Source organism: Kitasatospora sp. NPDC098652 (assembly GCF_044760155.1).
Classification (GTDB): domain Bacteria; phylum Actinomycetota; class Actinomycetes; order Streptomycetales; family Streptomycetaceae; genus Kitasatospora.
Window position 1 is genome coordinate 711,038 of sequence record NZ_JBIWAQ010000001.1, and the last position, 26,768, is coordinate 737,805.

The 26,768-nt window shown below is 71.0% G+C and carries 26 protein-coding genes and 3 pseudogenes; 12 read left to right on the forward strand and 17 right to left on the reverse strand.

Translation table 11 applies throughout. From position 1 onward, the window contains the following. Positions 1-354: 354 nt before the first annotated feature. A complete protein-coding gene (locus ACIQWA_RS03120; protein ID WP_402477382.1) occupies positions 355-837 on the reverse strand; it encodes a hypothetical protein in 483 nt (160 codons plus the stop codon). Between the two features lie 62 nt (positions 838-899). Continuing rightward, complete coding sequence (locus tag ACIQWA_RS03125) at positions 900-1,781, reverse strand: amidase domain-containing protein (protein WP_402477385.1); 882 nt, start codon at positions 1,779-1,781, stop codon at positions 900-902. A gap of 257 nt (positions 1,782-2,038) precedes the next feature. Between ACIQWA_RS03125 and ACIQWA_RS03130 the strand changes: the two genes are divergently transcribed. From ACIQWA_RS03130 to ACIQWA_RS03150, 5 genes are all read left to right on the forward strand, one after another. Further along, positions 2,039-2,905: an RNA polymerase sigma-70 factor gene (locus ACIQWA_RS03130; protein WP_402477388.1), complete on the forward strand. Its 867-nt coding sequence runs from the start codon at positions 2,039-2,041 to the stop codon at positions 2,903-2,905. A gap of 58 nt (positions 2,906-2,963) precedes the next feature. Then, positions 2,964-3,134 (forward strand): nuclear transport factor 2 family protein, encoded by a 171-nt coding sequence (locus ACIQWA_RS03135; protein ID WP_402477391.1) that lies wholly within the window; start codon positions 2,964-2,966, stop codon positions 3,132-3,134. Positions 3,135-3,396: 262 nt separating this feature from the next. Beyond that, positions 3,397-3,807 (forward strand): phosphotransferase, encoded by a 411-nt coding sequence (locus ACIQWA_RS03140; protein ID WP_402477394.1) that lies wholly within the window; start codon positions 3,397-3,399, stop codon positions 3,805-3,807. Between the two features lie 106 nt (positions 3,808-3,913). Continuing rightward, positions 3,914-4,318 (forward strand): hypothetical protein, encoded by a 405-nt coding sequence (locus tag ACIQWA_RS03145; RefSeq protein WP_402477397.1) that lies wholly within the window; start codon positions 3,914-3,916, stop codon positions 4,316-4,318. Between the two features lie 370 nt (positions 4,319-4,688). Further along, complete coding sequence (locus ACIQWA_RS03150) at positions 4,689-5,363, forward strand: hypothetical protein (RefSeq protein ID WP_402477400.1); 675 nt, start codon at positions 4,689-4,691, stop codon at positions 5,361-5,363. 48 nt (positions 5,364-5,411) lie between these two features. On the opposite strand, the gene ACIQWA_RS03155 is transcribed toward ACIQWA_RS03150, so the two are convergent. The 13 genes from ACIQWA_RS03155 to ACIQWA_RS03215 all read right to left on the reverse strand — a co-directional run bounded on the left by ACIQWA_RS03155 (position 5,412) and on the right by ACIQWA_RS03215 (position 19,395). Further along, positions 5,412-5,732 (reverse strand): M23 family metallopeptidase, encoded by a 321-nt coding sequence (locus ACIQWA_RS03155; RefSeq protein WP_402477403.1) that lies wholly within the window; start codon positions 5,730-5,732, stop codon positions 5,412-5,414. A gap of 1,004 nt (positions 5,733-6,736) precedes the next feature. Further along, positions 6,737-7,447, reverse strand: coding sequence for a YcnI family protein (locus tag ACIQWA_RS03160; RefSeq protein WP_402477406.1), 711 nt, complete (start codon positions 7,445-7,447; stop codon positions 6,737-6,739). A gap of 14 nt (positions 7,448-7,461) precedes the next feature. Then, positions 7,462-8,235, reverse strand: a complete 774-nt coding sequence (locus ACIQWA_RS03165) for a YncE family protein (RefSeq protein WP_402477408.1) — start codon at positions 8,233-8,235, stop codon at positions 7,462-7,464. Positions 8,236-8,304: 69 nt separating this feature from the next. Further along, on the reverse strand, positions 8,305-9,027 hold the full coding sequence (locus ACIQWA_RS03170; RefSeq protein WP_402477411.1) for a YncE family protein: 723 nt from the start codon (positions 9,025-9,027) through the stop codon (positions 8,305-8,307). A gap of 126 nt (positions 9,028-9,153) precedes the next feature. Further along, positions 9,154-9,798 carry a hypothetical protein gene (locus ACIQWA_RS03175; protein ID WP_402477414.1) on the reverse strand — a complete coding sequence of 215 codons (645 nt, stop codon included), beginning with the start codon at positions 9,796-9,798 and terminating at the stop codon, positions 9,154-9,156. Next, the gene (locus ACIQWA_RS03180) at positions 9,783-10,355 is read right to left on the reverse strand and encodes a sigma-70 family RNA polymerase sigma factor (RefSeq protein WP_402477416.1); all 573 of its coding nucleotides are present in this window, start codon (positions 10,353-10,355) and stop codon (positions 9,783-9,785) included. Before ACIQWA_RS03180 ends, ACIQWA_RS03175 begins: the two co-directional genes overlap by 16 nt. Before the next feature lie 656 nt (positions 10,356-11,011). Next, on the reverse strand, positions 11,012-14,299 hold the full coding sequence (locus tag ACIQWA_RS03185) for a hypothetical protein (RefSeq protein ID WP_402477418.1): 3,288 nt from the start codon (positions 14,297-14,299) through the stop codon (positions 11,012-11,014). 92 nt (positions 14,300-14,391) lie between these two features. Beyond that, a complete protein-coding gene (locus tag ACIQWA_RS03190; RefSeq protein ID WP_402477420.1) occupies positions 14,392-15,180 on the reverse strand; it encodes a hypothetical protein in 789 nt (262 codons plus the stop codon). Positions 15,181-15,474: 294 nt separating this feature from the next. Then, positions 15,475-16,902 (reverse strand): hypothetical protein, encoded by a 1,428-nt coding sequence (locus tag ACIQWA_RS03195; RefSeq protein WP_402477423.1) that lies wholly within the window; start codon positions 16,900-16,902, stop codon positions 15,475-15,477. 99 nt (positions 16,903-17,001) lie between these two features. Continuing rightward, complete coding sequence (locus ACIQWA_RS03200) at positions 17,002-17,724, reverse strand: hypothetical protein (RefSeq protein WP_402477425.1); 723 nt, start codon at positions 17,722-17,724, stop codon at positions 17,002-17,004. A 65-nt stretch (positions 17,725-17,789) separates the two neighbouring features. Continuing rightward, a complete protein-coding gene (locus ACIQWA_RS03205) occupies positions 17,790-18,698 on the reverse strand; it encodes a hypothetical protein (protein WP_402477428.1) in 909 nt (302 codons plus the stop codon). A 140-nt stretch (positions 18,699-18,838) separates the two neighbouring features. Then, positions 18,839-19,186 (reverse strand): hypothetical protein, encoded by a 348-nt coding sequence (locus ACIQWA_RS03210; protein ID WP_402477430.1) that lies wholly within the window; start codon positions 19,184-19,186, stop codon positions 18,839-18,841. Positions 19,187-19,194: 8 nt separating this feature from the next. Then, positions 19,195-19,395, reverse strand: a complete 201-nt coding sequence (locus ACIQWA_RS03215; RefSeq protein WP_402477432.1) for a hypothetical protein — start codon at positions 19,393-19,395, stop codon at positions 19,195-19,197. A 397-nt stretch (positions 19,396-19,792) separates the two neighbouring features. Between ACIQWA_RS03215 and ACIQWA_RS03220 the strand changes: the two genes are divergently transcribed. The 3 genes and pseudogenes from ACIQWA_RS03220 to ACIQWA_RS03230 all read left to right on the forward strand — a co-directional run. Further along, the gene (locus ACIQWA_RS03220) at positions 19,793-20,764 is read left to right on the forward strand and encodes a LuxR C-terminal-related transcriptional regulator (protein ID WP_402477435.1); all 972 of its coding nucleotides are present in this window, start codon (positions 19,793-19,795) and stop codon (positions 20,762-20,764) included. A 211-nt stretch (positions 20,765-20,975) separates the two neighbouring features. Further along, complete coding sequence (locus tag ACIQWA_RS03225; protein WP_402477437.1) at positions 20,976-21,383, forward strand: RICIN domain-containing protein; 408 nt, start codon at positions 20,976-20,978, stop codon at positions 21,381-21,383. A gap of 582 nt (positions 21,384-21,965) precedes the next feature. After that, positions 21,966-22,436 (forward strand): annotated as a pseudogene (locus ACIQWA_RS03230) (transposase); the annotation flags it as partial. Here ACIQWA_RS03230 and ACIQWA_RS03235 read toward each other — a convergent pair. Further along, the gene (locus ACIQWA_RS03235; protein ID WP_402477439.1) at positions 22,426-22,683 is read right to left on the reverse strand and encodes a hypothetical protein; all 258 of its coding nucleotides are present in this window, start codon (positions 22,681-22,683) and stop codon (positions 22,426-22,428) included. The pseudogene ACIQWA_RS03230 and the gene ACIQWA_RS03235 overlap by 11 nt on opposite strands. A gap of 89 nt (positions 22,684-22,772) precedes the next feature. Between ACIQWA_RS03235 and ACIQWA_RS03240 the strand changes: the two genes are divergently transcribed. Next, positions 22,773-23,480, forward strand: a complete 708-nt coding sequence (locus tag ACIQWA_RS03240; RefSeq protein WP_402477442.1) for a hypothetical protein — start codon at positions 22,773-22,775, stop codon at positions 23,478-23,480. Positions 23,481-23,542: 62 nt separating this feature from the next. On the opposite strand, the pseudogene ACIQWA_RS03245 reads toward ACIQWA_RS03240, so the two are convergent. Beyond that, a pseudogene (locus tag ACIQWA_RS03245) lies at positions 23,543-24,065 on the reverse strand (transposase); the annotation flags it as partial. Here ACIQWA_RS03245 and ACIQWA_RS03250 point away from each other — a divergent pair. The 3 genes and pseudogenes from ACIQWA_RS03250 to ACIQWA_RS03260 form a co-directional block, all read left to right on the forward strand. Further along, a complete protein-coding gene (locus ACIQWA_RS03250) occupies positions 24,061-24,585 on the forward strand; it encodes a hypothetical protein (RefSeq protein ID WP_402477897.1) in 525 nt (174 codons plus the stop codon). The pseudogene ACIQWA_RS03245 and the gene ACIQWA_RS03250 sit on opposite strands and share 5 nt — an antisense overlap. 130 nt (positions 24,586-24,715) lie before the next feature. Then, positions 24,716-26,212, forward strand: a complete 1,497-nt coding sequence (locus ACIQWA_RS03255; protein WP_402477445.1) for a hypothetical protein — start codon at positions 24,716-24,718, stop codon at positions 26,210-26,212. A 110-nt stretch (positions 26,213-26,322) separates the two neighbouring features. Further along, a pseudogene (locus ACIQWA_RS03260) lies at positions 26,323-26,633 on the forward strand (transposase family protein); the annotation flags it as partial. Positions 26,634-26,768 lie beyond the last annotated feature (135 nt).

The following is a 26,768-nucleotide window of genomic DNA, read 5'->3' on the forward strand; positions in this document are numbered from 1 at the left end:
GGCGGCCGTTGTGGCCCGGAATCCCAGCCGGGCAGGGGTACGGACCCCAGGCGGTAGAGGTCGCGGGTGAGACCGGACCACCGGGTCGGATCGGCGTCGTCCCGGCACATCGAGGCGGGCCGCTACTGCGCCACCGAAGTCCGGTCGTAGCGCGGCGGAATCCCGTATTTCACCTCCCGGGCATTCACCGCACGCGCCAACTCGACACCCTCTCATCGGGCTTCGCCCCGGAGAGCGAGAAGCCGATCATTGAGTTGGTGACGTGACCGGGTGGATACCTCCGATGACCGGACAACGAGCGGAGCAGCACGGCAGCCGGTGTACCCCGGTCACTCGACGATCATCTCGAGTTGATCAATCCCCGTGCGCGGTCTGCGCGGAGCTGGGCGGGCGCTCGATGCCGGCGGCGCCGGAGGGTAGCGGGGTCGGCCTGGGGTTCAGCTCGTTGAGGTACCAACGCGCCTTCTCGGGGACCCAGCGGATGGTCTCGATGAGCACCTCGGGCCGGCCGGACCGGGACGTGACCGTGATGGTGGCCTGATAGGTCTCGGGGAATGTCCTGGCAGTGACGAACTTCTGCACCGCCATGCCCCGGCCGCCGTACCGCGCGACGCGCAGGGTGGCATCGTCGACCGCATCCTGGCTCGGGTGCTCCGCGTTGTTGTCGAGGTGCCTGGCGAGCCCCTGGTGGTCCTGTGCGTTGAGCAGGTCGATGTACCGGCGGAACCAGGGCTCCAACTCCCCCGGGTCAGCGGGTTTCGGCGAGGATCCGCAGCCGGCGGCCGCCGCCGCGATGACCACGCCGGCGGCGGCGAGGAAAGTCCGTCGACCGAGCATCTGCCTCCCTCTCTCGCTTCTCACTGAGTGGTGGGCGGGAGCGCCCCGCCCACCCTGACGGCTCAGGTGCGGTACGCGTAGAACGTCCCACCCGGCCACGCCCGCAGGAACTCGGACAGCGAGACGTTCTTCCGGTTGTTGGTGTGGTAGGCGAGGTACGGCATCCCGTTCACGACCTTGTGGACGATGGTGCTGTGCGTCTTCACGGTGCCCCCGCGGCCCTTGACCTGGAGGATGTCGGCCAAGCCGAGTTGCCAGACGTTCGACAGGTTGCGGGTGCGGCCGCTGGAGACCGCGAAGCTGCCCCAGTGGTTCGCATTGGCCCAACTCCACGTCTGGTTGGCGCCGTTGTACCACCAGTTGTGGTAGTCGCGGTACCAGCCCGGCTTGTCCTGCCAGCCGCCGGCCCGCAGCGCCTGGCTGATGAAGTTCGTGCAGTCCCCGCCGTTGCCCTGGCCTCCGAAGTCCCGGTAGGCGGTGTTCGGGCGCTCGGCGTAGCGCTCCGCGTAATCGGCCATGGCGCGGTAGTTGTAACCGGCAGTCAGGGAACGGACGTTGGCCCCGGCATCAGCCGGCACCTCCTTGGGCTCCGGCGCCTGCGCCGGCCTGGTGGTCTCCGCGGGTTCCACCGGCTCGGCGGGCTCGGTGGCGGACTCGGCGGCCGGTTCAGCCGGTTCAGCCGGCTCGGCCGCGCCGGCCGGCGGGTCGGTGATGGCGAGCGCCCCCTCGGCGGACGCCGGGCGCTGGTCGACCAGGACCCACTGCCCGCCCTGCCGGCTGAAGGTGAACACCCGCTCGGTCACGCCGCTGGTGCTGCCCGGCTCATCCCCCTGGTGCTCCTTGTAGTCCAGTGACGTCTCCTCGGTGACCGTGAGCTTCGCCGTGCCCTCGGCCACCTCCAGGCCCTTGACGGTGAGCCGTACGTGCGCGGCGGTGAAGGCCACGCCGTCGGAGAGCAGGTCGTCCCTGAACCGCCGGAGCCCGGCCTTGGCCGCGTCCTCCTAGTACTCCAGCCGGACTTCTCCATTTCCGCTGGTCAACGGCCTGGGAGTGGGGAGTGTAGCGGGCGGAGGGTCTGTCAGGGGCGGCGGTGGGGACCGGCGTCTCGTGTGCGGGACATCCGAGAGCGGAAGGGCAGGAGCCGGCATTGGGTGAGCACACCGCAGACGCCCCCGAGGCGGCGCTCCCTCCGGGCGGCCGCATGGAGTCTGCCACCGAGGCGTTCATCGCCCACCGCAACCTGCTCTTCACCGTCGCCTACGAGATGCTCGGATCGGCCGCCGACGCGGAGGACGTCCTGCAGGAGACCTGGCTGCGGTGGGTGGGCGTCGATCTCGACCTGGTGCGGGACCAGCGTGCCTACCTGGTCCGGATCACCACCCGCCAGGCGCTGAGCCGGCTGCGGACGCTCGCGCGCCGCAAGGAGTCCTACCTCGGCCCCTGGCTGCCCGAGCCGCTGCTGACCGCGCCCGACGTGGCCGAGGACGCCGAGCTGGCCGACAGCGTCTCGATGGCGATGCTGCTGGTGCTGGAGACGCTCGTGCCGACCGAGCGGGCGGTGTTCGTGCTGCGCGAGGTGTTCGGCCTCGAGTACGACGAGATCGCCGAAGCCGTCGACAAGAGTCCGGCCGCGGTCCGCCAGATCGCCCACCGGGCACGAGCCCACGTCGCCGCGCGCCGGCCGCGCGGGATCGTTTCCGCATCCGAGACCCGCCGCGCGCTCGAGGCCTTCCAGCAGGCGACCGAAACGGGCGATCTGCAGAACCTGCTCGGCATCCTCGCGCCGGACGTCGTCCTCCTGAGTGACGGCGGCGGAGTCGTACGGGCCGCGCTGACACCCGTCATAGGGGCCGAGCAAGTGGCCCACGTGCTGGGCAGGATCGCCGCCGCAGTGTCGCTCCAGCCGGCACAGGTCAACGGCTACCCGGCGCTGGTACTCCGCCTCAACGGCGAGATCGACACCGTCATGGCGCTGCGCATCGACGACGGTCTCATCACCGGGATATACGCGGTGCGCAACCCCGAGAAGTTGTCGCGTATGGATCGGGAGACCGCCCTGCGCCGCTGAGTCCTGGGCGCCATGGCATCATCACCCGGCTAACGACCGGACCGAGGGAGGAGACTGCATGGAGATCACGCTCGCAGACCGCTTGGCCATCGCAGAACTGATCTCGTCACATGGGCACCTGGTCGACGATGGTGACCTTGACGGACTGGAGAAGCTGTTCACCTCCGACGTCATCTACGACCTGACCGACTTCGGCCAGGGCCGACTCGCCGGGGGTGGTGGCCGTTAGGGAAGCCCGCTACCGCTTGGAGCGCACAGCCGCCGGGGCGGGCCGCACCGACGAGGACGGCGCCTACCTCCTCACCTACTTCAACACGTAAACGACGTACTGCGTGTTCTGAGAAGCGATTACCAAACCGTGTGACACGGCTGCCGCTCGAACTCTTGCGCGCATCGCTCTCGTGCAGGTGAACGCTCGTTGGTGCGCGCATAGGAAAAGGGCCTCCTGTACAGCTCGGTGATGTCGAGTCAACCGAGAACCAGGAGCCCCGGTGTCCCGCGGTGGCGTGTCCGCCCCGCCCGCGTCCAACTCCGGCGTGTCGCCGTGCGACTGCCTCGCCCACCGCCTGGGCAACGCCGCCGACCAGCCGGACCGGACCCGCCGCTACGGCTGGGACCTGGAGCACGCCGTCGGGCTGGCCGAGCTCGACGATCCGGCCGCGCTGGCCCGGGCGACCGAAGGCGATACCCTGCTGCACTGCGACCTGCGCGCGGACAACATGCTGCTCGCGCGCGGCCGGGTGATGGTGATCGACTGGTCGTGGTTCGCGCGCGGCGCCACCTGGGTCGACGCCGCGTTCCTGCTGCCGCAGCTGGTCCTGGCCGGTCACACCGCCGCCGGTGCCGAGCGGCTGCTCGCCGAGACGGTGCCGGCCTGGCGAAGGCCCCGGAGGAGAGGGTGACGGCGTTCGCGGTCGCCATCACCGGGTTCTGGGCGTGGCAGCAGCACACCGGGCCCGGCGGCGCGCTCGGTGCCTACCGGGCCCGGGCCGCCGACGCGGGTCGTGAGTGGGTCGCTCACCGCGCGGGCTGGAACTCCCCCGCCGCGGTGGCCTTGTAGAAGCCGCGGGCGGCCAGGTCCGCGAAGCCCCGGGCAAGCGGGAACCGCGAGCATGGCCGCATACGGCCCCGGGAAGCCCCGAGGGGCTGCGCGACCTGCTGCTCACCGTCCGGGCCGACGCCTACGCTGACCAGGCCGACGACTCGTTCATCCAGCGCTTCCCCGAGTTCGTCGACCACTGGACCAGCTGCCCGGGCTTCACCTCCGCCATCGCCTACGACCAGGACGAGCCGACCGGCTTCGCCTACGGCGCCCCTCTCCCCTACGGCCGCGAATGGTGGCACGGCCACCTCCCCGAGCCGGCCGACCCGTCCACCTTCGGGCTCTCCGAACTCATGGTCCACCCCTCTTGAACGAGGCGAACGGCCGTACTGGAGATGCCAGTTCGAAGGACGCCGCCCACCAGCTCGCCAACAGGACGGAACGCTCGACGCCGTCGGTGTCGACGAACCCGACCTCGAGCACGGACGGCTGGGCGCGGCCTCCTTCGCCGCGGCGTACGAAGAAGGCCGGGGGCTGGACCGCGCGACGGCCGCGGCCGAAGTCGACCCCGCCTCGATGTCCGGAGCCAACGGACGCACCGATCGAAGCCCGGCGGCCGAGCGGCGCGGGCCGGGGCAGGTCGCCGTGCTTGTCGGAGTCGGTCGATCTCGTGGGCGGCCCTGTCGGCGGCGGACCGTATCGTTGGCGGAGATCACCATCCGAACGCACAAGGGGGCACACATGACCGTTCACCGGCCAGGACTGCCGGAGGACCTTCCGCCGGCCGAGGAGCTGTGGGCACGCTGGGCGCTGCTCGCCGCCCTTGAGGCGACCACCGAGGACGAGGAGCGCCCGCCGCGCTACCGGACCGGCCGGTGGATCGATGACGAGGGTCTGCACTGGGACGACTGCGGTTGCACTTGGTGGGTCATGTCCAAGGCGGGCGAGGGCCGGTTCGTGCTCTACGGCGAGGACGAGGCGGGCGACGTCAAGTGGTACGAACCGGCGATCGACGTGCTGGCGGGCGGCCCGGACTGGCTGCCCTACGAGGCACTGCGGGACCGGCTCGCCGGGCACGAGATCGGCTGCGTCTACTGGTACGAGAACGGCGCCTGGGCCCGGGCGCCGTACCCGGACGGCCTTGACGACGACGGCCTGGACTGCGGTATGAGCTCCTTCATCGACCGAAGCGAGGTGCTGGGCGATCTGACGAACCACCTGAACGACACGGTCGACGGGCAGAGCGCGGACAGCCTCCTGGCCGACGCGGAGGCGTACCGGCTGGAACCGCAGAGGCTGCTGGAACGCCTGGGGCAGACCAACGGCAACGACGATCCGCTGGACCGGCCGGCCGTCGTCCGGGCGCTGGCCCGCGCGGGCCTGACAGGGGAGTTCGCGGCGACCGACACCCTCTGAGCCGCCTGATGCGTCCCCGGGCCGGAGCGGGATGCGGCCGGAGCCCGGTCAGAAGTCCAGGAGCTCACGGTCGAGCGGATACTGCGCACGGTGGAGGACCTCGTACGGCGAGGGCGTGATCGGCACGACGCCGGTCGGCCGCAGGCCCAGGTTGTCGTCCCAGATCCGGGGTTCGACCTGTCCGAGGACGCGGAACCGCTGGAAGGTGAACGTCGGGCTGTCGGTCGGGAAGAACTCGGCTGTGGTCGTCACCTGGAAGTGCAGGTGCGGCGTGGTGGAGTTGCCGCTGTTACCGATCAGCCCGAGGACCTGCTCGATCCTGCGGGGGCTGGGCCCCGGGTACTGGTCTGGTGCGGCAACACTCTGCACGAAGGTGACGGACCTCCCCCGACGAACGCCCGGCACAGCCTTCGGCCGCCCGCGACGGCGGTGCAGTGCGGCAGCCCGTCCGCGATGACCGCACCGCCCCGGCCTTCTCCGTAGCGGTGGTAGACCTCCGGCAGGAAGTCCGGCGGCCGGCACTCGTCCCCCGCCTTCCGGGCGCCGGCCGGCTTCCGGACATCTTGGGCATGGCGGGCCCGGTGCATGGCGGAGGACGGCATCGTCACCTGCAAGGACTTCGAGCAGGGATTGCCCAACCTTCGGCGTGCGGGGGGGGGACACCCCCAGTCACCTCGGGGCGAGTGAACATCGCCGAAGACTCGCGCTTGGTCTTCCTGGCCGCCGATCTGAGCTCACGCGTTGCCGTGCTGTAGCACTGCGGGGTCGGTGACAGGGGTCTGCGCTGACCGTTCGCGCAGTTCTGTTCGCCGGCGGACGGCTTGCTGACGGCAGGCTGACGAGCACCAGCGCCCGCATCTCCTCCGGTTTCCGGTCCTTGAGCGACTCGGTGAAGATTCCGCAGGCTTCGCGGTGCCTCCGGTCGGCGAGTTTCGGCCGCCGCCGCTGACCTGTGACGGGGAGTTTCACCAGCGGGGTGGTGAGTTCGGCCGGCCCGACCCAAGAGAGCGGGGCCAGCCTCGGAGTTAGGGGGTCAGGGGGCGGAGGGGCCGCCGTGGTATCGGACCCAGCCCTGGCCCTGGGGGCCGACGGACCACAGGTGGTGGGCGGTGTCGCGCCCGGTCCGTGGCGTGTTGCGGCGCGAGAGGAGGTCCGGTGCCTGACCGAAGGCCGGTCCTGGACTCACCGCAGGTCGGTGTCGGCCGAGGAGTCGGCGCGGTCGATCAGACCGTCGTGCACCGGTGGGCCGCCGGGATCCGGACGGCCGGATCCCGGACGCCCGGGGCCCAGCGTCCGCGCCGTCCCCGTGGTCATCTGCTGCGGCCCGGTCGCGCCGTCCTCGTGACTGGCAGCAGCGTGCAGGACCGCACCGGTCAGGTTCTGGCGCGAGCCGTCCTCCGGTGTTTCACGACGACAGCAACTGCGCCCAGGGCGGCAATGCCCGTCATGGTCCACAGCTGCCACGGCAGTGCGTTCGCCCCTTCGTCCCTGGCCTCCGCTGCCGGATTCCGATCGGTCATCGGGGCCTGCCGTACCGCCGCATCCCCTCGGGCTTGATCGTCCGCGGCCGTGGCGTCGAGAACCAGTACGGGTGCCGGGAAGTCCGGTTCCTTGTCTCCGGTCGGCCGTTGGTTCCAGTTCGCCACGGTGCCGTCCGAGTACGTCTGGGCCATGTCGAAGACGATGCGCGGCTTCCTCGGAAGCGGTCCTACCTCAACCTCGAAGTAGCGGTTCTCGTCGGGCTTGAGTTCCTGACCCGCTGTGGCGGTCCACACGATGTGAGCCGCCCCGCCCGCGGAGGCGGGGACTTCCTGACGCGTCCATCCGGGGGTGGGCGGCGCTCCGGTGAACGCGACGTCGGCCGGAAGGGCGAGGTCGACGCGGACGGTGGTGGCGTCCGCCTTCTCCGAGGGGACCCGGAACCGCAGGGTGGCCGGGCTCCCGGCCGTGGCACCGTCGGAGAACACCCGGACGTGTGCCGAGGCGCTCCCCGTGAGCAGGAAGAGTGCTGCCGCGGCCGTTCCCAGTACCGCGGTCGCCCGGTGTCCGTGCCGGCCAAGGCGTGTGCGGGGTGTGCGTGTCATGGGGCGGTGCCCTTTCAGCAGCAGTCGCAGTACAGGAGGTCGGTGGCCTCGACGGCGTCGGCCGGGCCGGTGTGCATGGAGGCGGCCGTGGCCGACATCCGAGCCAGGGTCTGAGCGGTGGCCTTGCCCTCGGACGTGAGGGAGACGCCCACGCCCGTGAAGTCGGCGAAGGCCAGGACCTGGGCGGCGTTGCCCGACGAGTCCGTGGTGAAGGACAGCAGCGGTGTGCTGCTGCCGTCCTTCTGAACCGCGTGGGCCTGGTACGTGGTGGTCGGCTGCAGGTCCCGGGCCTGGAGCTGGATCATGCCGAGGCCGCTGACGGTCCGGACCGTGGCTTCCAGTCGGCGGCCCTTGTCATCGGGACGCGCGGGGTCGCCCGCCGTTCCGTCGGGCAGAGTGGTGGGCACGTTGCGGGGCGCGTCGCCGAGGCCCTCGCGGCCGAGGTTGACCGCGGACCCGGCGGGCGCCGCATCGGGCACGTACACCAGGGCCTGCGGCTCCTTTCCGACGCTCGTCGTGCCGGTCACCCGGTTGGTCGAGGTGTCGATGACGTCGACCGCGTCGGACTTCTCCAGGCCCACGTACATGCGGGTGCCGTCTCCGCTGGGCCACATGCCGTGCGGCGCGTGCCCGCTGTGCTGGATCCGGGTCACCAACTCCGGTGTGCCGCCCGGGGAGCGGCGATAGACGAAGGTCTGGTCGAGACCGCCGACGGTCAGATAGGCGAACGAGCCGTTCTCCGTGTCGGCGAAGTTGGGGTGGTTGGAGTCCGGTCCGGTCTTCAGCACGGCCGCGACCCGGCGGTGCCGGAGATCGATGACGCTGGCCAGGCCGGCGCGCTTGTGCGAGGCCCAGAGCTACGTGCCGTCGGGCGAGATCGCCGCGTCGGAGGAGAAGGCGTCCCCGAGACCCTTGACGGTGTAGCGGATCTCGTGGGTTCGCACGTCGACCGCGGTGATCTCGGGCGCGCTGATGTGGTTGATGTAGGCGGTTCTGCCGTCGGGGCTGAGGAGCACCTTGAACGGGCCGGGGCCGACCTTGATCTGGCTGACGACACCCCCGCGGACCGCATCGACGACCGTGACGGTGTCGCGTCCGCGGTCGGCCACCCAGAACTGCTTGCCGTCTGCGGTGAAGACGCCCTCGTGCGAGGCGCGGCCGACGTCGGTCTCGTGGATCACCTTGTTGGTGGCCGTGTCGATGACGGTGACGGTGTTGCTCGTGACGCTCACCACGCCGAGGCGCTTGCCGTCGCGGGAGGCCGCCAGACCGTGCACACCCACGTCGCCGGTGTACTGAGGGCTGAGCGTGGCGCCCAGGCGCTGGGCCCCGAGGGCGATCGTGCCGAGCGTCCTGTTGATGGACGGGTCGATGACCGTGACCGTGTTGGAGGTCTGGTCGGCGGTATACACGCGGTCACGGCCGGACACGGGCACCTTGACCGACGTTCCGCCGCCCGCAGTGGTCCGAACCTCGCTGTACAGGCCGGCGGCCGGACTCGACGGCTGGGCCTGGGCGAGGTCCACCGCGCCGACGGCCGTCGCGCCGATGCCGGCCAGCGCTGCGGTGGCACCGAGCATCCTTCGGATGGAAAACACTGACAAACCTCCACATTAAGTGCACCCGTGGGCGCGTTGAAGGAGGGGCCGGCGTACAACCGGCCCTGACAAGGGGTCTGTTCGGGGACGAGGAGGGACGCCGACCCGTCAGGTGCTGTGACCCGGTCCTGCGGGTGCCTGCGCGACGAACCGCCCGTCAGCGTCCTGGACGTACAGCATGGTGATGGCGTCCTTGCTCATGGCAGTGGTCAGGTGGACGCGGACCGAGGCGTCGCCCTGCCCGCCCGCGCTCACGCTGCCGGCCTGCACCCGGTCGCCGCGGACGTCGCCCGTCATCAGCCGGTAGGTGCCGCCGGCCCGTAGCCCGGACAGCGACACCGGGATCTCGGTGCCCCAGGGGTGCGCGATCATCGCACCGTCCTGTGCGACGTGGACGGAGGCGGCGGGTGCGGGGGCGTCGTTGCCGGTGACCGCCGTGACCGTCACGAGGGCCGCGCCGGCGGCCAGCGCCGAGGACGCGATTGCGGCCGCCACCCGGCGGCGTACCGCCCGGCGTGCCCTCGCCGCACGGACGGCGGCCGGCCTGCCGGGCGCCGGAAGGGCCGACGCACGGAGGGAGTCGGCCCGCTCGAAGGTGCGCACCACCCGGCGCACCCCTTCCGCTTCCTGGGCGCATCCCTCGCACGACGCCACGTGGCGGGCGAGCGCAGCCGGCAGCGGCCTGCCCAGGAGCAGGAGTTCGGTGGCTTCCTCGCGGATCGCGGTGCAGAAGTCGTTCACGGTGCCAGCCATCCGTTTTCGTCGAGGATGTCGCGCAGAGCGCGGATGCCGCGATAGAGGCGACTGCGCGCGCTGGACGCCGGAATGCCGAGCTCACCGGCCACGTCCACGCAACTCCTGCCCAGGAAGTACACCTCGATGACCACGTCCCGGTACTCGGGGCGCAGACGGTCCAGGGCCTCGCGCAGCTCTATCCGCGCCAGCAGTTGGTCGTACGGGTCGGCGTCCGCATCCGCGCTCTCCCGCCCTTCCGCCCGCCCTTCCTCCTGCGCGCGGGCTGCGGGAGGCCGGATCGCCCGGCGCCGCCGGGCGTCCACGATCGCATTGCGCGCGATAGCGTAAAGCCAGGTCCGCAGGCTTCCGCGGCCGCTGTCGAAGGAGCCCGACGCACGCCACGCACGCAGGAACACCTCCTGGACCACCTCCTCGGCCAGCTGGCGGTCACCGAGAGCACTGTGCGCGAACCCGAGGAGCTCGCCGCCGTACTCGTCATACGCGCTCCGCACACCGTTCTCACTGCCGAGCGGTTCCGCCGCCCTCCACTGGGTGCGCCACTCGCGGACGCCCACTAGGGACACCTCCCGTACCAGGCACGCCACCCAGCCATCCGGCTTCCCTCCCGATCCACGGCGATTGTGCGACGGGATACGCGGGGAAGAGCGGCGGCGTTGACGGAAGGGAAAGTGACCTGTGTCACGTGATGTATGGGGTGCGCGGCGAGTCACCGGGACCGCTTCTGCCACCGAGACCCCAAGGCCGGACGGCCTGGCTCTCCGCTCCCGAGCCGTTCCTTGAGGGTCCGCCCTGGACCCCTTGATGCTCGGGGGCGGACTCCTTGACGGCCAGTGCGGACACCTATGTGCCGCCCCCACCCCCGGCCCGGGTTTGTCAAAGAACGGCGTAACTCCCGATCAAGGAAGTAGCACCTGATGACAGACGTGATCGTCTCCGCCGAGGCCGTGGAGGCCGTGCGGCCGGTGGAGTTGCGGCCGGACGCCCTTGACGACCAGTTGATCGGGCAGCGGGTCGACCAGGCTCGTGCGAGCGGGCCGCAGCTCACCGGCGCTGGGGCCCCTGCTCCAGCAGCTGACGAAGAAGATCCTGGAGTCCGCACTCGAAGGCGAGATGACGGACCACCGGCCGGCCCTGGACAACGCCCGCCTCCGCGAGGCCCTGGCGACCAGCGACCAGCTACCCGATTCCCCGTCGCAACTCCACGGGCCCGTCACTCCTGGACGGTCCAGGTGTTCAGGGCGCGATCGCGGACTTCGGGCTGCGGATGCCGGCGCAAGGCGTGTAGGGCTGCCCGCCACTCGGCCGACCACTGTTGGCCGGGGCCGTACAGGGCCACCAGCCTGGCCGCGAACAGCCCGGCGGCCAGGCCGCCGTCCTCCGTCAACCGGCGGACGGCCGCCAGGGAGTGCTCTCCCGGCGGCGTTCGATCGTCGTCCGGGCGCAGTGTCTCGGCCACCTTGCCGGCGAGGAGCGGCCGATCCGTCAACACGGCTGCCAGCTCGCTGAGTTCGTCGCCAAGGGTCGCGGAGTTCAGGTCGATGGCGTGGCACAAGCGAGGGGCGGCCTGCGGGACCAGGGACGGCTCGGTCATCAGCAAGGCAGCCATGGCACGGGCCATCGTCCGGCTGTCGGCCCTCGCTTCCAGGCTGTAGAAGTACCCACTGCTGAACTGCTCGATCCGCTGCCGGGCCGCCTCGTCCCGGCCCTCGTCGCTCGTCGGCCCGCCGGCCCGGACGGCCTCGATCAGTCGGCTCAGGGTCTGCTCCAGCAAACTCCCCGGGGCGACGCCGCCGAACGGGTGCGGCGCGTCCGACCAGGCGATCGCGCTCACGGCCCGCGCGGCTGACCGCCACCGTTCCCGCTCAGCGAGGTCCGTGACCACGGGGACCATCGCGGCTACTGCCTGTGGGGCGTAACGTCCCCACACCGCGAGCTTTCCCGCGCCCATGGCCGCGACCAGGCTGTGCTCGGCGAGGGCCAGCCGGCCGACCAGTTCTGCGTAGCGGCGGCGGTCGTCTGCCGGCAGTGCCTGCGGGTGGAGCTCGCCGGCGAGCACCGTCCGCAGCTCGGAGGTGCCCTCGGCGATCTCCGTCAGCACATCCCAGAGCGGGAGGTCGGCGGGGCGGGCCACCACCTGCTCGACCACCACCCGTCGCACGTCCTGGTGCTGCGCCGGGGCTCGGTAGGCCGCCTCCAGCAGCGTGGTCGCCTCGGGTAGCGGGAGGTGTGTGGCGGCGAGTCGGACGACCTGCTTGCGGCTGGTGACCTTGGTCGTCGGGTCGGTCACGATCCGGGCCAGGGCCGGGCCGAGGTCGTTCGCCGGGGTGAACCGGGCGGCACGGCCGGCGGCGTACACCGCGACCCGGGCGCGCTCGTCGCCGGCAAGGCCGAGTAGCACGGGCAGCGCCTCGGCGGGCCGAGTGGTCCAGGGCAGCGCGGCGAGGGCGGCCTCGGAGAGCCTCACGTCGACGGAGTCGATGTACCGCAGCAGCAGTTCCCGGCCGTGGCCGGGCAGGTGCGCGGCGGCCCGCAGGGCAGTGGTCCGCTGCTCGGGCGTCGCCGTGGTGTCGTCCACCCTCCGTACCACCGCTGCGGCGGCGGACCGCACCTGACGGTCTGTCCAGCGGTCGGCGGAGGTGAGGTCGAGGGGAACCGAGGCGAACCGGCCCGGCACGGTGCTCCCGGTGGCCAGCAGCGGGGCGAGGAGGTCGGTACGGACGTGGGTCAGCACCGCCTGCACGGCCGGGAGCGCGGCGACGGAGGGCTCGGCCTCGACCAGGCGAGCCACCCGTTCCCCACGGGTGGCGGTGTCCGCGAGCAGGTGGGCCAACGCCCGTCCGAACTCGCGGTCATCGACCGCCACCCGATCCAACAGGTCGATCATCGAAGGAAGTTGACGTGAAGCAGGGTGCAGGCCGTCGACGAATGCGAGTAGCAGTCCGGTCGACCGCTCCAGCGCCGGCCGCAGCTCGGCCGCCACCGCCACCTGCCGCTCTTGAGGGAAGCTCAGCACGGCCGGGGCGATCCGTTCGATCGTGCGAACGCTCCAGTCGATCAGGTCCCGGGCGGTGCTGCCGGCGTGTTCGGCCAATACGGAGCAGGCCAGCAGTGCGAGTTGGGTCCGGGTGTACTGCGAGCAGTCGCGCGCGGTCAGCGCGTCCTCGGCGAGGCGCGCCAAGGGTTCGGCGGCGTCAGCCCCGAGGAGCTTCGGCGGTACGGCCGCTACCGCCGCCAGGACCTCGCCCCGTACCGGGTCCTGTTCGTTCCGCAGGCGCTGGAGCAGGATCAGGGCATCTCGGACCGCACTCGGCGTGCTGGACTGTGCTGCCTGCGCCACCACCTGGCCCCAGGCGTAGCCCCGCTCCCAGGACTCCGCCGTCCTGGTCTCCGCCAGCAGCCGGGGCAGCGCCTGGGCGGTCGGCAGGAAGAGGAGCAGGTGCAGCGCCTCGGGGTCCTCGGCGAGCCGGGCCCGGGCCCGGGCGATCCGTTCCGGCGCGGGCAGGGTGGCCATCACCTCTGCGGAGTACCCGCGAGGGTAGATCTTCGACACGGCCACCACCGCATCGTGCAGCGCCACCCGGGCGGTCGGCGGCAGGTGGCGCGACAGCGCCGCGTGGTCGGCGGGGGTGCGGTGGGCCAGTTCGGTGAGAAGCGGCAGTGGGGCCGCCGTCAGCCGACGGGCGAGCGCGGGCCGCAGCACCGGATCGTGTCGGTCCCAGCCGGCGGCCGCCAGCATCCGGGCGGTCCGCTCCGGGTCGTGGGCGGCCAGGGCCGCGAACTTGTCGCGCAACGCCGCGGGAAAGGTCGGCCGGTACTGCCGAGCCGGATGGCGCTCGAGCAGGTCCAGGGCCCGCCCGGGTAGCCGACCGGCGGCGGCCCCCAGGCCGATGGCGTGCCGACGCCAGAATCCCGCCCGCTCCGCGCGGGGCAGTTCGGTGAGCCGGCGCTCGGCCTCGTCCAACACCGCCGCCGGGTGACGCTGGCCGAGCGACTGGGTGAAGACGATGGCACGGGACAGGCTGGACAGTTCGCGCGCTACGAACGCGGGTGAGCAGACCGGCAGCAGCCGCCCCGCCTCAGCGGCCCCCCACTGCTTCCGGACCGCCGGCACCAGGCGCTCGGCCGCCGCCGTCCGGCCGGCCTTCAGGACGGTGCGGATCAGTTCGTCCCGGATCGCGGTCGGGGCGGTGAGGACAGCCTGTTCCACCGCTTTGTCCGGCATCGGGAGTTCGCGCACGGCCCGGTGGGCATAGCGGCGCACTACCGGATCAGGGTCGGTCAACCTGCCGATAAAGTAAGGGAGTTGCTTTCCGGTCAGGGCGGCGAGTGCGGCTATCCGCTGCTCGTACGGGCCACCTGCCGCCAGCTCGTCCAGCAGTGCGGCGAGTTGGCCCTGTTCTGCCAGGCGGTGGGCGGTGCGGGCAACCTCGCGCAGGCGTAGGGCATGGGGCAAGGACTCGACATCGGCCAGAAGCCGATCGGCAGTGAGCTGAGGCATCGCCGGTGATTCTTCCGCCCGGGTGCCGGCTCTGCACCCGAATTTCTCCCCGGCTCCCGGGATCCGACCGCGACACCCGGCCGGACGCCCCGTCACTGCATCCGGGCCACCGTCGAGACGGCGTCCAGCCAGGCCATCCGCAGCTTGTACGGGCACCGACGAGCCGCCCGGGCACCCCGCCGGGCGAAGCTCAGCGCCGAGCAGCTCGCGCGGCTGGAGGCCCTCGGGGTGGCTTGGTAGGGCGGCCGGTCCGGGGCTGGTGGTCCGGTTGGACCGGCACAAGGTCTACGGGGGGCGGGGTGTGTGGGGTTCAGGAAGGGGGTGACGCCGGAGTAGGACATGCCGAGGGCTGCGGTCAGCAGTTCGATGTCAAGTTGGGCGGCGCGAGTCAGCAGGCGGGTGGAGCGCAGGATGCACGGGAGCAGGCCAGTGGGGGTGAGGCTGTCGCGGATGTGGGTGGTGCCGGCGGGGGTTCGGGTGGACTCCGACGGCCGGGTCGACTGGACCGTGCTGCCCGAGGACACCGTGTACGAGGGCGAGCAGCTCGGACGGTGGGTGAAGGCGCAGCGGGCCGGCAGGCCCGACCTGGTCGAGGACCAGCGGGACCTGCCGGCGGCGATCGGCATCGAGCCGGACGCCGGGCTGGTGGCCGCGAAGGCCGCCGCCGAGGCCAAGCCGAAGCTGTCCCGCGCGGACCGGTTCCAGCTCCACGTGGCGGCGCTGGCCGAGTTCGTCGAGCGGGAGGGCTCGCCCACGCCCCGTCGGCCGGTACCGGCCGACGGGGCGTTCTGCCAGCGGTTGGGCGAGCGGGTGGGACGCCCGTGGCTGGGGCCGCTGGCCGCGGTCGACTTCGACAGGCCGCTGACCGCCTGGATGGCCACGGTGATCCGCGGGCGCCGCGGCACGGTCCCGCCCCCGGTTACAGGGATGCCCTGTGGCGGGTGCGGCGAGAATACCGGCCGACGAACATGGCGGTGCAGGTGCGGGCGCTGGCGAAGGAAGCGAAGACCCCCGGGTCGGGGACGTTGTGGCGCTCCGCGGTTGAGCCGGAGCGGAGGATGCGTCGGGTTGTTGGGCCAGGCAGGTGGCGGCTATCCGCAGGGCGCGGCGGCCTGAAGCGCGGACGTGCCGCCCTGCCCTCGGAAGGGCCGGGCGGCACGCGCGGAGCAGGCGGGTCAGGACGTGGCGACGGCTCCGCCGGGGACCTCCACCCAGTTGTTCCACTGGCCGGTGTTGTAGTTGGCGTCGATCGTGTAGACGTGGTCGTCGGTGCCAACCCCGTAGACGTGCATCACGTTGTCGATGACCGTGCTGCTCAGCGACTTCATCTGACGCGTGTCGATCTTGGTCCAGGTCCCGGTCCAGCCGCCGCCGGAGTAGTTGCCGTCCGTGTTGTAGAGCGCGTTGTCCGAACCGATGATTTCGAGGTGCACGGAGTTGCCGATCATAGAGGCGGTCAGGCCCTTGGCACCGGCCGCACCGCCCGGGACCTCGGCCCAGTTGGACCACTTGCCGATGCTGTAGTCGGCGTCCTTGCCGAAGACCCGGCCGTCGGCACCCAAGGCGAACACGTGCACCACGTTGCCGTTGGAGACGCTGGTCAGCGCCTTCAGCCCACTGCCGTCCAGTCGGCCCCAGGCGCCGCTCCAGCCACCGCCGGCGTAGTCGCCGTCGGTCCCGTACAGCGCGCCGTCCGAGCCGACGATCTGCAGGTGGACGGTGGTGCCCGTGATCGAGGCGGCGAGCGAGGTCGCGCCGGCCGCGCCGCCGGGGACCTCGGTCCAGTTGCTCCATCCGCCGGTGTTGTAGTCGGCGTCCTTGCCGTAGACCTGCCCGTTGGAACCCAGCGCGAACACGTGCACGACGTTGCCGAGGCTCACGCTGGTGACCGCCTTCAGCGCGCTGCCGTCCAGGCGCGCCCACTGGTTGGTCCAGTTGCCGCTGGCGTAGTTGCCGTCGGTGTTGTAGAGCGCGCCGTCTGAACCGATCAGGTTGAGCCGGGTGGTGCTTCCGGTCGCGGAGGCAGTGACCGCCTGGTTGACGTCCCAGGAGGTCGAGACGTCGTCGAGGACCTTGTTGTAGCGGTAGGCCTTGTAGTCACCGTTGGGATGGCTGTCGAAGGCCGGGGCGCTGATGGAGACGCCCGTACGGTGCTTCACCGGGGTGGAGCCGAACGAGTAGTAGGAGAAAGTGGTGTGTGCCGCGTCGTCCCACTTCTCGAAGAGGATCACGTGGTCGTAGTAGGAGTTGAGGATGTCACCCGGCTTCAGCTGGCTGCGGGGGATCTCCGTTGCCACGCCTGGCAGGCCCTGCGTGTTCAGGCCCGGGGTCTGCAGGTGCCAGGCCATCGACACGTAGCCGGAGCAGTCGGTGCGGTAGTAGGCACCCTGCTGGTCGGGGTAGGAGCCGCCCTGGTTGTAGCCGATGGACTTGCCGTACCAGTACTGGGCCCGGGCGAGGATCTCGCTGCGCGAGACCTGACCACTGGTCACCGAGCTTGCGGAGGCGGTGGTGACGCTCACCGCGGTGGTGGCGATCGCGCCGGAGGCAGCGATGGCGGCGGCGAGGACGACACGGACGAGCTTGGAGGCCTTGGCAGACATGTGAGTTCTCCTGGTCGGCACCTGGGCATGGCGGTGCCGTGGCAGTGGGTGGATGTGATGGGTGTGTTCGCCTGGGGGCCGGACGGCTGCCCTGCAGGATCAGGCGCCCGAGGTGGCGGTGATCTGCTTGATGCCGGAGTTGCCGGGCACCTGCTGGAAGGCGCTCCAGGCGCCGGCCGCGAAGTCGGCGTTGGCGTTGAAGACGGTGCCGCCCGCGCTGAGCGCGAAGAGGTTGGTGACGTCCTTGGCCGCGGGGGCGGGGGGCGTCGGGGTGTCGTCGACGATGTTGTTGTAGCGCAGGCCGATGTAGCTGCTGGTGGGCCAGCCCTCCAGTGAGCTGTTGTTGATGTTGGCCGAAGTCGGGCCGTGGGTGGGGTTGTTGGGGTTGCTCTCGGCGTAGTAGGCGAAGGCCCCGGTGGGCTGGTTGGTCCAGCCGGCGAACAGGAAGGTGTGGTCGGCGGTGTAGTCGAGCGCGTCGCCGGGCTTGAGCTGGGAGAAGGGGATCTGGATGGAGACGTTCGGCAGGGTCTGGGTGACCAGGCTGCTGGTCAGGTGCCAGGCCATGGAGACGCAGCCGGAGCAGTCCTCGCGGTAGGTGCCGTTGGCGTCGGTCTTGTATCCGCCCTGGTTGTAGGGGACCTTCTCGTCCACCCAGCTCTGGGCGCGGGCTATGACCTCGCTGCGGGTGATGGTGCCGCCGGCGGTCGAGGCCGCCTGGGCCGAGGTCGCCGTCGCGAAGGTCACCGCGGTGAAGGCGGTCGTGGCGATTCCGGCGGCAACGAGGGCGGCCAGCGAGCGGGTGGTGCGGGCGGAGCGGGACATGGCGAGGACCTCTCTCAGGGCATGCGGAAGGCGGGAGGGATGGTGCGAAGTCGACGGGGAGCGCGTCAGCGCGGCGCGGGCGCGGGCGCGGTTTCCAGTCGGGTGGCCAGCTCGGTGAGGGCACCGCGGTCGGCGTCCGCCGACAGCGTGTGGTCGCCGGGCGTGGCGGCAGGGACGGCGAACTGGAGGACGGCGAGGACGCCGCCGCGCTGGACCACGTACACGTGGCCGGTCTGCGGTCCGGGGGCGGACATGCCGGGCACGGCGGTCCACTCCCGGGCGTAGGCGGTGCCGCCGGTAACGGCGGCGGTGGTGGTCACCACGGCGTCCGGGGCCAGCTTCGCGGCGCTCTGCGCGTCCCTGGACTGCTGCTGGCAGGTGTTCATGGCCGCCAGAACGTCCTCGTAGGCGCGTCGCGCGGTCTCGGGGTCGGCGAAGGTGAAGGTGTCCTGGACGGCCGGGGTCTTGAAGCTGCTGACGTAGCCCTGTTGCTGCCAGGTCGCGGCGCCCTTGACGGTGGCGCACTCGTTCAGCCCTACGGACTGGACGGCGGGCTGGGTGTGCGGCGGTGCGATCGGCTTCCACGCCGCGCCCCCCGCGTCGGGCAGCTTCGACGGGGCCAGCGGCGCGGGTGCGGCGGGTGCGGCGGCTCCGGGTCCGGCCGGTTTGGCGGGCGCCGGCGAAGCGGGGACGGGTGTCGCGACCCCCCCGCCCGGAGGGGCGGCGGTGGGGTCGGGCTCGGCGGGCTTCGCCGAGGTCGGCTCCGGCTGCCCGGAAGGGATGTCGGACGCCGTCGCCGTTGGCGTGCCGGGAACCTGCGGCGAGGTGGAGGCGAAGGGCACTGGGGTGGCGTCGCCCTGAGCCGTGGCGGAGGCGTGGGCGCCGGTGCCGACCGCCGTCAGGGCGAATCCGCCCGCGGTCACGGCGCACAGAGCGGCGGCGGTGCGCACGAGGATCGACGTCTTGGTGGCCACGAAGGGATCTCCTGATCGGTCAGGCGGACGGGTGAGGGCGTGGTGAAGCAGCCGCCGGTCATGGGCGAGTGCCAGGAGCGTTGGTGCGCGGATTCGAACGGGGCTGTCAGACCCCGGGAGCCGGGTGTGCCGAGACCAGGTCAGCGGGCGTGGTGGTCCGCGGGCGCCGGCGGTTCGAGCGGCAGGTAGCCGCGGCGCAGCACCGGCGAGGAGCGGTGGCTGCGGGCGATCAGGCTGTACGCGCGGCGAACGGCGTCGGGCTGGTCGAGTCGGTCGGACGGGTCGCGGCCGAGCAGGTAGAGCAGGAGGTCGATCCGGTCGTCGGCGGGCTCGGCGTAGGCGTGCTGGAGTCCGTCGCCGGGCTCGGCGTGCGCCCACAGGGCGTCCACGGCTTCGGCGGCCTCGGCGGCCTCGGCGGCCTCGGCGGCCGGGCTCTTCCCGGCAGCAGTGGGGTGTCGGCGTTTCAGGCTGGCGTAGACGATGTCCACCCCCGTGCTCAGCCGCCCCAGCCGAGGCTGTCGGTGGAGGCGGGCGTGGCGGTGGCGGCGGGGGCGCCGCCCCAGCCGAGGCTGTCGGAGCCGGTGGTGGTCGTGGTGGTGGCGGCCGGGGTAGCGGAGGCGGCGGCCGGGACGGCCAGGAGGGCGGTGAGCGAAACGGCGGCGACCGCGGCGGCCTGGGCGATACGGGTGCGGATCATGGCGGAGCCCTTCTGGGGTTCTGGGTTTGACGGGAGAGGTGTGCCGGTCCGGTCGGGGCGTCCCGCGGTTGACGCTCCGTCCGGTTGCCGCCCCAGGCCGTTTCCTGTCGGGCCCATCTGGCGGCGATCACTACTTTCGCCGCTCCGCAGTGCCGCTGGAAGGGCTTCCCGCTGGCGCCCAGTCGCCTGGCGAACTCCCGACATGATGATGCGTACATGTCAATATTTTCTGCTTTGCATGCACTGATATGAGCACGCAGTCTCAAGAACCCTTCTCAAGAGCCCGCAAATCCCGCCGAACGCCTCTATTCGAGCCTTGAGCGGGCCGTCGCGCCTCTGTTTGGATGCGCCTGGCCGCCCGACCGGGGGACGGCCGACGAGTGCCGGGGGGCGCGACATGCTGGAAGTACTGGGCCTGACCGCCGGGGCCACCACCGTGTACCGGGCGATGCTCGACCACCCCGCCCACGGCGTGGACCAGATCGCCGCCGGCTGCGGCCTGAGCCCCGCCGACGTGCACGAGCACCTCGACGAGCTCAGCCGCCTCACCCTCGTCCGGGCCTCCGCCGAACGCCCCGGCGAACTGCGCGCGGTCAGCCCCGACATCGGCCTGGCCGACATGCTCGCCGCCCAGGAAGCCGAACTCGCCTCCCGGCAGGCACAGCTGGCCGCGTCAAGGGCGGCCGTCACCCGCATGGTCGCCGACCGCGCCGAACACCGCGCCGGCCACGGCGAGCGCCTGCTCGGCCTCGACGCCATCCAGGGCCGGCTGGAGCGCATGGGCCGCGACACCGCCGTCGAGGTCCTCGCCAGCCAGCCCGGCGACCAACGGCCCGAAGACCTCCTCGCCAGCCGGCCCGCCGACACCGGCGTACTCGCCCGCGGCATCGCCATGCGCACCCCCTACCAGGACTCCACCCGCAACCAGCCCCACGCCGCCACCTACGCCCACTGGCTGCTCAGCCAGGGCGGCGAAGTCCGCACCGCGGCCACCATCCCGCAGCGCATGGTGATCATCGACCGCAGCCAGGCACTCGTCCCGATCGACCCCGACGACAACCGCAAGGGCGCCCTCCACGTCACCGAGCCAGGCATCCTCGCCGCCCTGATCGACCTCTTCGACCAGGCCTGGAACACCGCCGTCCCCCTCGGCGCCACCCTGCCCGAGGACCCCCGCACCGGACTGACCGCCACCGAACGCGAACTCCTGCGCCTGCTCGGCTCGGGACTGACGGACGACGCCGCCGGACAGCGCCTCGGCATCTCCTCACGCACCGTCAGCCGCCACATGTCCTCGATCATGGAACGCCTCAGCGCCAGCAGCCGCTTCGAAGCCGGCATCAAAGCCGCCCAACGCGGCTGGCTCTGACCCCCGCTGGGCCACGGCCTGAAACCAGTGGCACACGCATGGCCCCTCATGGGATCGCACCGAAGAAATACACCCTGTGGAATTTCTGGAAACCAACACGGAGGAACTCGTGACATTCAAGCGGATCGGTTTTGTCATGGCGGCCCTCGCCGCGTCTGCCGCGTTTCTTCCTGTGACCGGCGCGTCGGCCACAGGCGTTTCCACCCGAGACGTGGTCAACCCGCCCGGCCACTACGGGCTGGCCAACCTCAACAGCAACAAGTGCCTGGCCGTCCTGGCGAGTGGAGCCTACGGCTCCCGGGCGACCCAGACCACCTGCGGGAACTTCGCAGACCAGAGCTGGCACCTCAACACCACAGGCGTCCCCGCCGAGATCAGGAACGACTACAGCGGCCAGTGCCTCACCGCCCAGGGCTACGACGACGGCGCCCCCGTCTACCAGTACACCTGCACGGGACTGGACGACCAGAAATGGTACGCCTACAGCCTCGACCGCTACACCGCGTGGTACGTCAACTACCACAGCAACAAGTGCCTCGTGGTCCAGGGAATGGAAGAGGGAAACCCTGCCAAGCAGACCACCTGCGGCTACTTCCAGGACCAGTACTGGGCCATCTGATCCGCCCGGACCGGTAGCCGGACGGCCGTAGGCAGAAAACCTTCCGGGCGAATTGCCGCAGACGGCCTGCAGTTTGTCGAGCGCGGCAGGACGCCGCGCTCGACAAACCCTCCCACCCCGGTCATCGGGCGGCATCGGCAACCCGGACCGGACTCCGAACGCAACCAGATCCCAGAGGCCGCTTGAGCACCAGCCCAGGAGCACGTCGCTCACGGCTTCTCGATCGACGGCGAGTCCTCCAGGCCCGACGGACTCTCCCCGCCGGCACGACCGCAGAGAGCTGTCGAAGTCGCGCGCCCGGTCGGGCGGCAGGGGCAGCGAGACGAGCAAGCGGACACCAGGCCCGGGCCCGGGAGCCCGCCGCGCCCCTCCGTACGTTCCGCGGCTACGCGTCGCCGGGCCCGGTGGGGCCCGTCACCTGGCAACGCGCCTACTCCGTCGCCAGGTTGGGGTGGCTGGACTCCGACGGGCTGGTCGCCTGGGCGCAGCTGCCGCTGGAGACCGTGTACGAGGGCGAGCAGCTCGGCCGGTGGGTGAAGGCGCAGCGGGCCGACTGGCCCGACCTGGTAGAGGACCAGGCGGCAGGACACCGTATTGATCGTGGACGACACCCTGGTGCCCACCCGGGACCGGACGATCGCCGCCTCCAGCAAGAACTACCGGTACTCCACCAACCAGCAGGTGGTGCTCGACGCCAACAGCCGGCTCGTCGTCGCCGTCGGACTGCCCCTGCCCGGCAACCGCAACGACTGCCGGGCCTTCACCGAGTCGGGCGTCGACCGTTCCTGCCGGGACGCGCCGGTCCTGGCGGACGATGGCTACCAGGGCACCGGGGCGCTCATCCCGCACCGACGCCGGCGCGGGCAGGAGCACCTCACACCCGAGCAGGAAGCCGACAACGCCGTCCACCGCAGGGCCCGGGCCCAGGTCGAGCACGTCTTCTCACGGATGAAGAACTGGAAGGTCCTGCGCGACTGCCGCCTGCGCGGAACCGGGGTGCACCACGCGATGATGGGCGTCGCCCGGCTCCACAACCTTGCGCTCAGCGGATGAGCTGGTCCGGCCGCACCGTGAACTCCTCGAGCCCCTCCGGCGTCGCGACGCCGTACACGGAAGTGGAGACCGTGACGAACTCGTCGTCCCCCACCAGGTCATTGCTCTCGGCTACCGCGCAGGCGACGGTGACCTCCACCGGATACGACGTGTCCGGGCCGATCTTGCCCATTGCCGCGAAGATCGGGGCCTTGTCGAACAGCGACCAACGCCGCCACCCGGCATCCGTGAACGGAACCTCGACCACCCCGGGCCAGCAGTACTGCGGTCACGCCAGAAGCTCCCGAGTCATCTCACCCATGACCGCCTGTCGTTGGGCAGTCCTAGAGTGAAGGGATGATCGAACACTCGGCGGAACAGGTACAGACAGTGATGCCTGCCTACGAGATCGAAATCGGGACCGAGCCGCTGGACCAGCCGGCGCGGAACTCGGTGGGCGGCTGGCCCTTCCTCGACGACGACCAACCATGGCCCGAGTGCTTCTGCGGCGAGCGTCTGGCCCTGTACTTCCAACTCGACATCCCCGCGGATGTGGAGCCTTTCGGCGGGGATCACCTACTGGTCTTCCACTGCCGTGCCCACAACGAAGCATCCGACCCGCCCGAGCTGACCGAGGGCCGGCTCGTTCCCCAGTACTGGAACGCTCCGCAACCGACCTGCCCGCGCCCGTTCTGGCGGATCCTCCTCCAGCGCCACGCCACACGGCCGGTGGACGCCGAACCGTCCGTGTGTGCCCTGCCGCTGACACTACGGCCGTTCACCGACACCCCCGACGATCGAGGGCACGGCGCCCTGACGTCCAAGGTGGGCGGTGCACCCTTCTGGTGCCAGGAGCCCGAGCACTACCAATGCGCCTGCGGCGCGGACCTGGTGTACCTCTGCCAGATCCGGGAGGACACGGAATTCGCCGTCCACCCCGGCCAGCCCGAGCAGCCGCACAGCTTCCCCGGTGCCTACGTGCTCTTCCTCGGCAACGAGGTCTACGTGCTGGCCTGCCCGGACCACTGCGACCCGGCCGCCGTCTGGCCGGTGAACCAGAACTGACCCTTTGGCACCGACTGACAAGCAAGGCCGTCTGACCAGGTCGGACCGGCAGGCGAATTGCGTCGGCCGCCCCACCGGATACCTTTCTCGCTGCGGATGCGGGCGCGTTCGCGGCGTTGGGCGACCAGGACGTCGGGGTGGCGGGCGTTGGCGTTGCACCAGTGCAGGTAGGCGTGCAGTGCGCGGGTCTGGACCGTGTCATTCGGGTGGTTGAAGTTCGCCAGGGTGAACTGCCGCAGCGGTCCGAAGTGCGCCTCGATCGGGTTGGCCCAGGATGCGTTCGTCGGCGTGAAGCACAGGTGGACGTTGTTGTTCTTCGCCCAGCGCAGGATCTTCTTGCCGTTGTGGGCAGAGAGGTTGTCCTGGATCACGTAGACCGGCGCGCCGTCCGGCCGCGCCGCCCGGATCGACTTGAGCGCGGACAGGGTGTTCGCGGTGCCCTTGCGTCGGCGGTTGACGCCCCCACAGGCTGTCGTCGCCGACCGAGTAGCAGCCGTGGAAGTACGTGACGCCGTGGGTGCGCTCGTAGGTCGCCGGCAGCCGGTTCGCCCGGCCTTGCTCGGCCCAGCAGTTACCGGCGATGGGACCCCTGGCCTCCTGCCTGGGCTCACAGGCCTCGCAGTACCACTCGGTGATCGCGGTCGGCACGCCCACCGCCACCGCGGACACCGACGGCATCGTCGTCGCCGTCAACTCCGCCAAGCAGTCCGTGCGGTGCGAGTCGAAGGACGCCAAGGGCACGAGCTCCTCCGTCCCCGCGACGTTCATCAACGACCGCCTGTGGGGCGTCGGTCACCTGGTCGAGTTCTTCGACGACTTCACCGCGCCCACCGATGGCGGGAAGTTCCTGACCCTGGGCGCCGGGCACTACACCCCCGACGTCGCCAAGGTCACCATCAGCTACGGCGACGACCCCACGCAGTACCCGGCCGTCATGGCGGACGGCGCGTTCGTCTACATCGCCGCCACGACTCGGCCTCCTCCACCCCGAACCCCTACGTCCACGCCTTCGACGCGGCCGGAAAGGAGATCTACAACCAGAAGACCCAGCCCAACATCAAGGGCGCCCACCAGTAACCACCACCCCGAACGGCCGGCCCCGTAGCAGATACGGCCGATGAGGCAGAGGTAGGTGTGGAAGGCCTCGACGATTCCGTCGCGGCCTTCCACACCGTCGCCGTCGGTGTCACCGCCGGGACGGGGTCTTCCCTTCGCACGCCGGGAGCCGCACTGTGGTGGACGCGGAACTGTCGGACGGGGTGGGTGGATTGGGCGACCAGCGCGACACCAGGAACGAGATCAGCCACAGCACCATCCACGGCAACGTCTTCATGGGCGGCATCGTCTCGCTGCTGGCCGGAAGGCTGCGCCCGCGCCCGCGTCTCCTGGTGGCCGTGGTGTGCGCGCTCACGCTGCTGGGGTCGGGCACGGCGTACTGGGCGTTGCACGGGGCGGACGGGGACACCGGGCCGGTGTTCAGCGCCCGCTACGATCCCGAGCACGGTGACGCCGACACGACCGCGGTCGTACCGAAGGTCCTCACGTCGACCGAGCTTCCCCCCGTTTCCGACTGCGGCGCGGCCCGGGCGTGGTCGCACACGCAGGGCGGCACGGACGTGGGAGCGTCCCCGCTCTCGGTCTCGCTGGTCGGCAACGGTCACACGGTGGCGATCGAGCAGGTGCGGGCGACCGTGGTCGGGGAGCCTCACGACCCGCTGCCCGGCACGGTCGTGGGCTGCACCGCCCAGGGCGAGGGCAAGAAGATCGACATGGGTGTCGACCTGGACTCCACCGACCCGATCGCCATGGTCGCGGCCTTCGGGCCGGTGTCCTTCGCCCCGTACTTCACGGACAAGTACCTCTACCTCGAGAACGGGAAGCCCGAGATCGTGAGCCTCACCGTGCTCGCGGCCAGGCACAGCTACGACTACGTGATCACGGTCGAGGGCACGGTCGACGGCAGGCACCGCACGTGGGAGCTGAAGGACGGTGACCGCCCGTTCCACATCTCCGGGGTGCGGATGGAACGCGGCACCTTTCTGAACACGCTCGGCAGGGGCTGGGAGACCGACTACGGCAAGGGGGCGGGTGAACGCGCCCGGTGCAACCCGTGCTACGACGAGAACGAGAAGGAGATCCCGGGAACGACGGTCGCCACCGCACCACCCGGTTTCTCCTTCTCCTCCGCGCCGGGCGCCGACCCCATGGAGCTGCCGGTCCCGCCGAAGGAACGACCGGCCTCGCCGACACCTCCCCTGACGGTCGACCAGCATGACGCGGAGTCCGTCGTGATCGGCTGGGCCGTGACCTCGGGCAGCTTCGACGTGTCCCGCGGCGACACCGGGCCGGCGGCCGTCCTGAACCGGGTCCGCAGATACCTGACGCCCGAACTCGCCGCTTCCGGCGGAGGACTCAACGCGTGCGTGGCCGACGCCGCGGCCTGGCCGGCCGAGGTGACGGCGCGGCACGGCTGGTCGGTCGTCATGCACGCACTCGCGAGCCCCCGGGAGGGCCACCCCGATCCGCACGAACTCACCGGTGACGTGGTCGGGTTGGAGGCCGACATCAGCTGCGCCTACGCGGCGGCGGGCGGCTGGTACCAGACCCGAAAGGAATCGGTCATCGCGCGGCTGCAGCTTAAGCGCCAGCCCGACGGCGGCTACCTGATCTCCGACATGGAGAAGGTGGAGTACACCTTCCCGGCACCCACCGACCCGATCCCGCAACCCTGAAAGGGTCTGTACAAAGAACGGCTCTGTTCCGTAGTCGGTGGGGGTGGGTGCCGAAGCGTGATGGGCATCATTGACGTTTCATGCGCGATGTCAACGGGCTTGTGGGGAAGGTGTTTTCCGGGCTGTCGGCGCTGGTCGTCGAGGATGTGGCGGATGGCGGTGAGGTGGTCCGGGTGAGGGCCCGGACGCGGGACGTAGAGGTGCCGTGTCCGATGTGCGGGGTGCCCACCGGGAGGTGCATGGGTACCACTAGCGGACAGTGGCCGATGTGCCGGTAGACGGTCGTCGCGTGGTGCTCCGGATCCGGGCGCGCAGGCTGGTCTGCCCGGTTCGCGGCTGCCGGCGCCAGACCTTCCGGGAGCAGGTTCCCGGGCTGATCGAGCGCCTCCGACGCCGCACCACACGTCTGACCGGGCAGGTCGACCCTCGGGTTCCCGCTGAAGAGCCTTCGGTTCCCATGAACCCACGGGGCTCCAGGCCCTGCGCTCGGGTGGCTACGGCAAGAGGGACAAGCAGCGTGGAGCAGCTGCCGTGACTATGCGTGATGGGCGCCGAG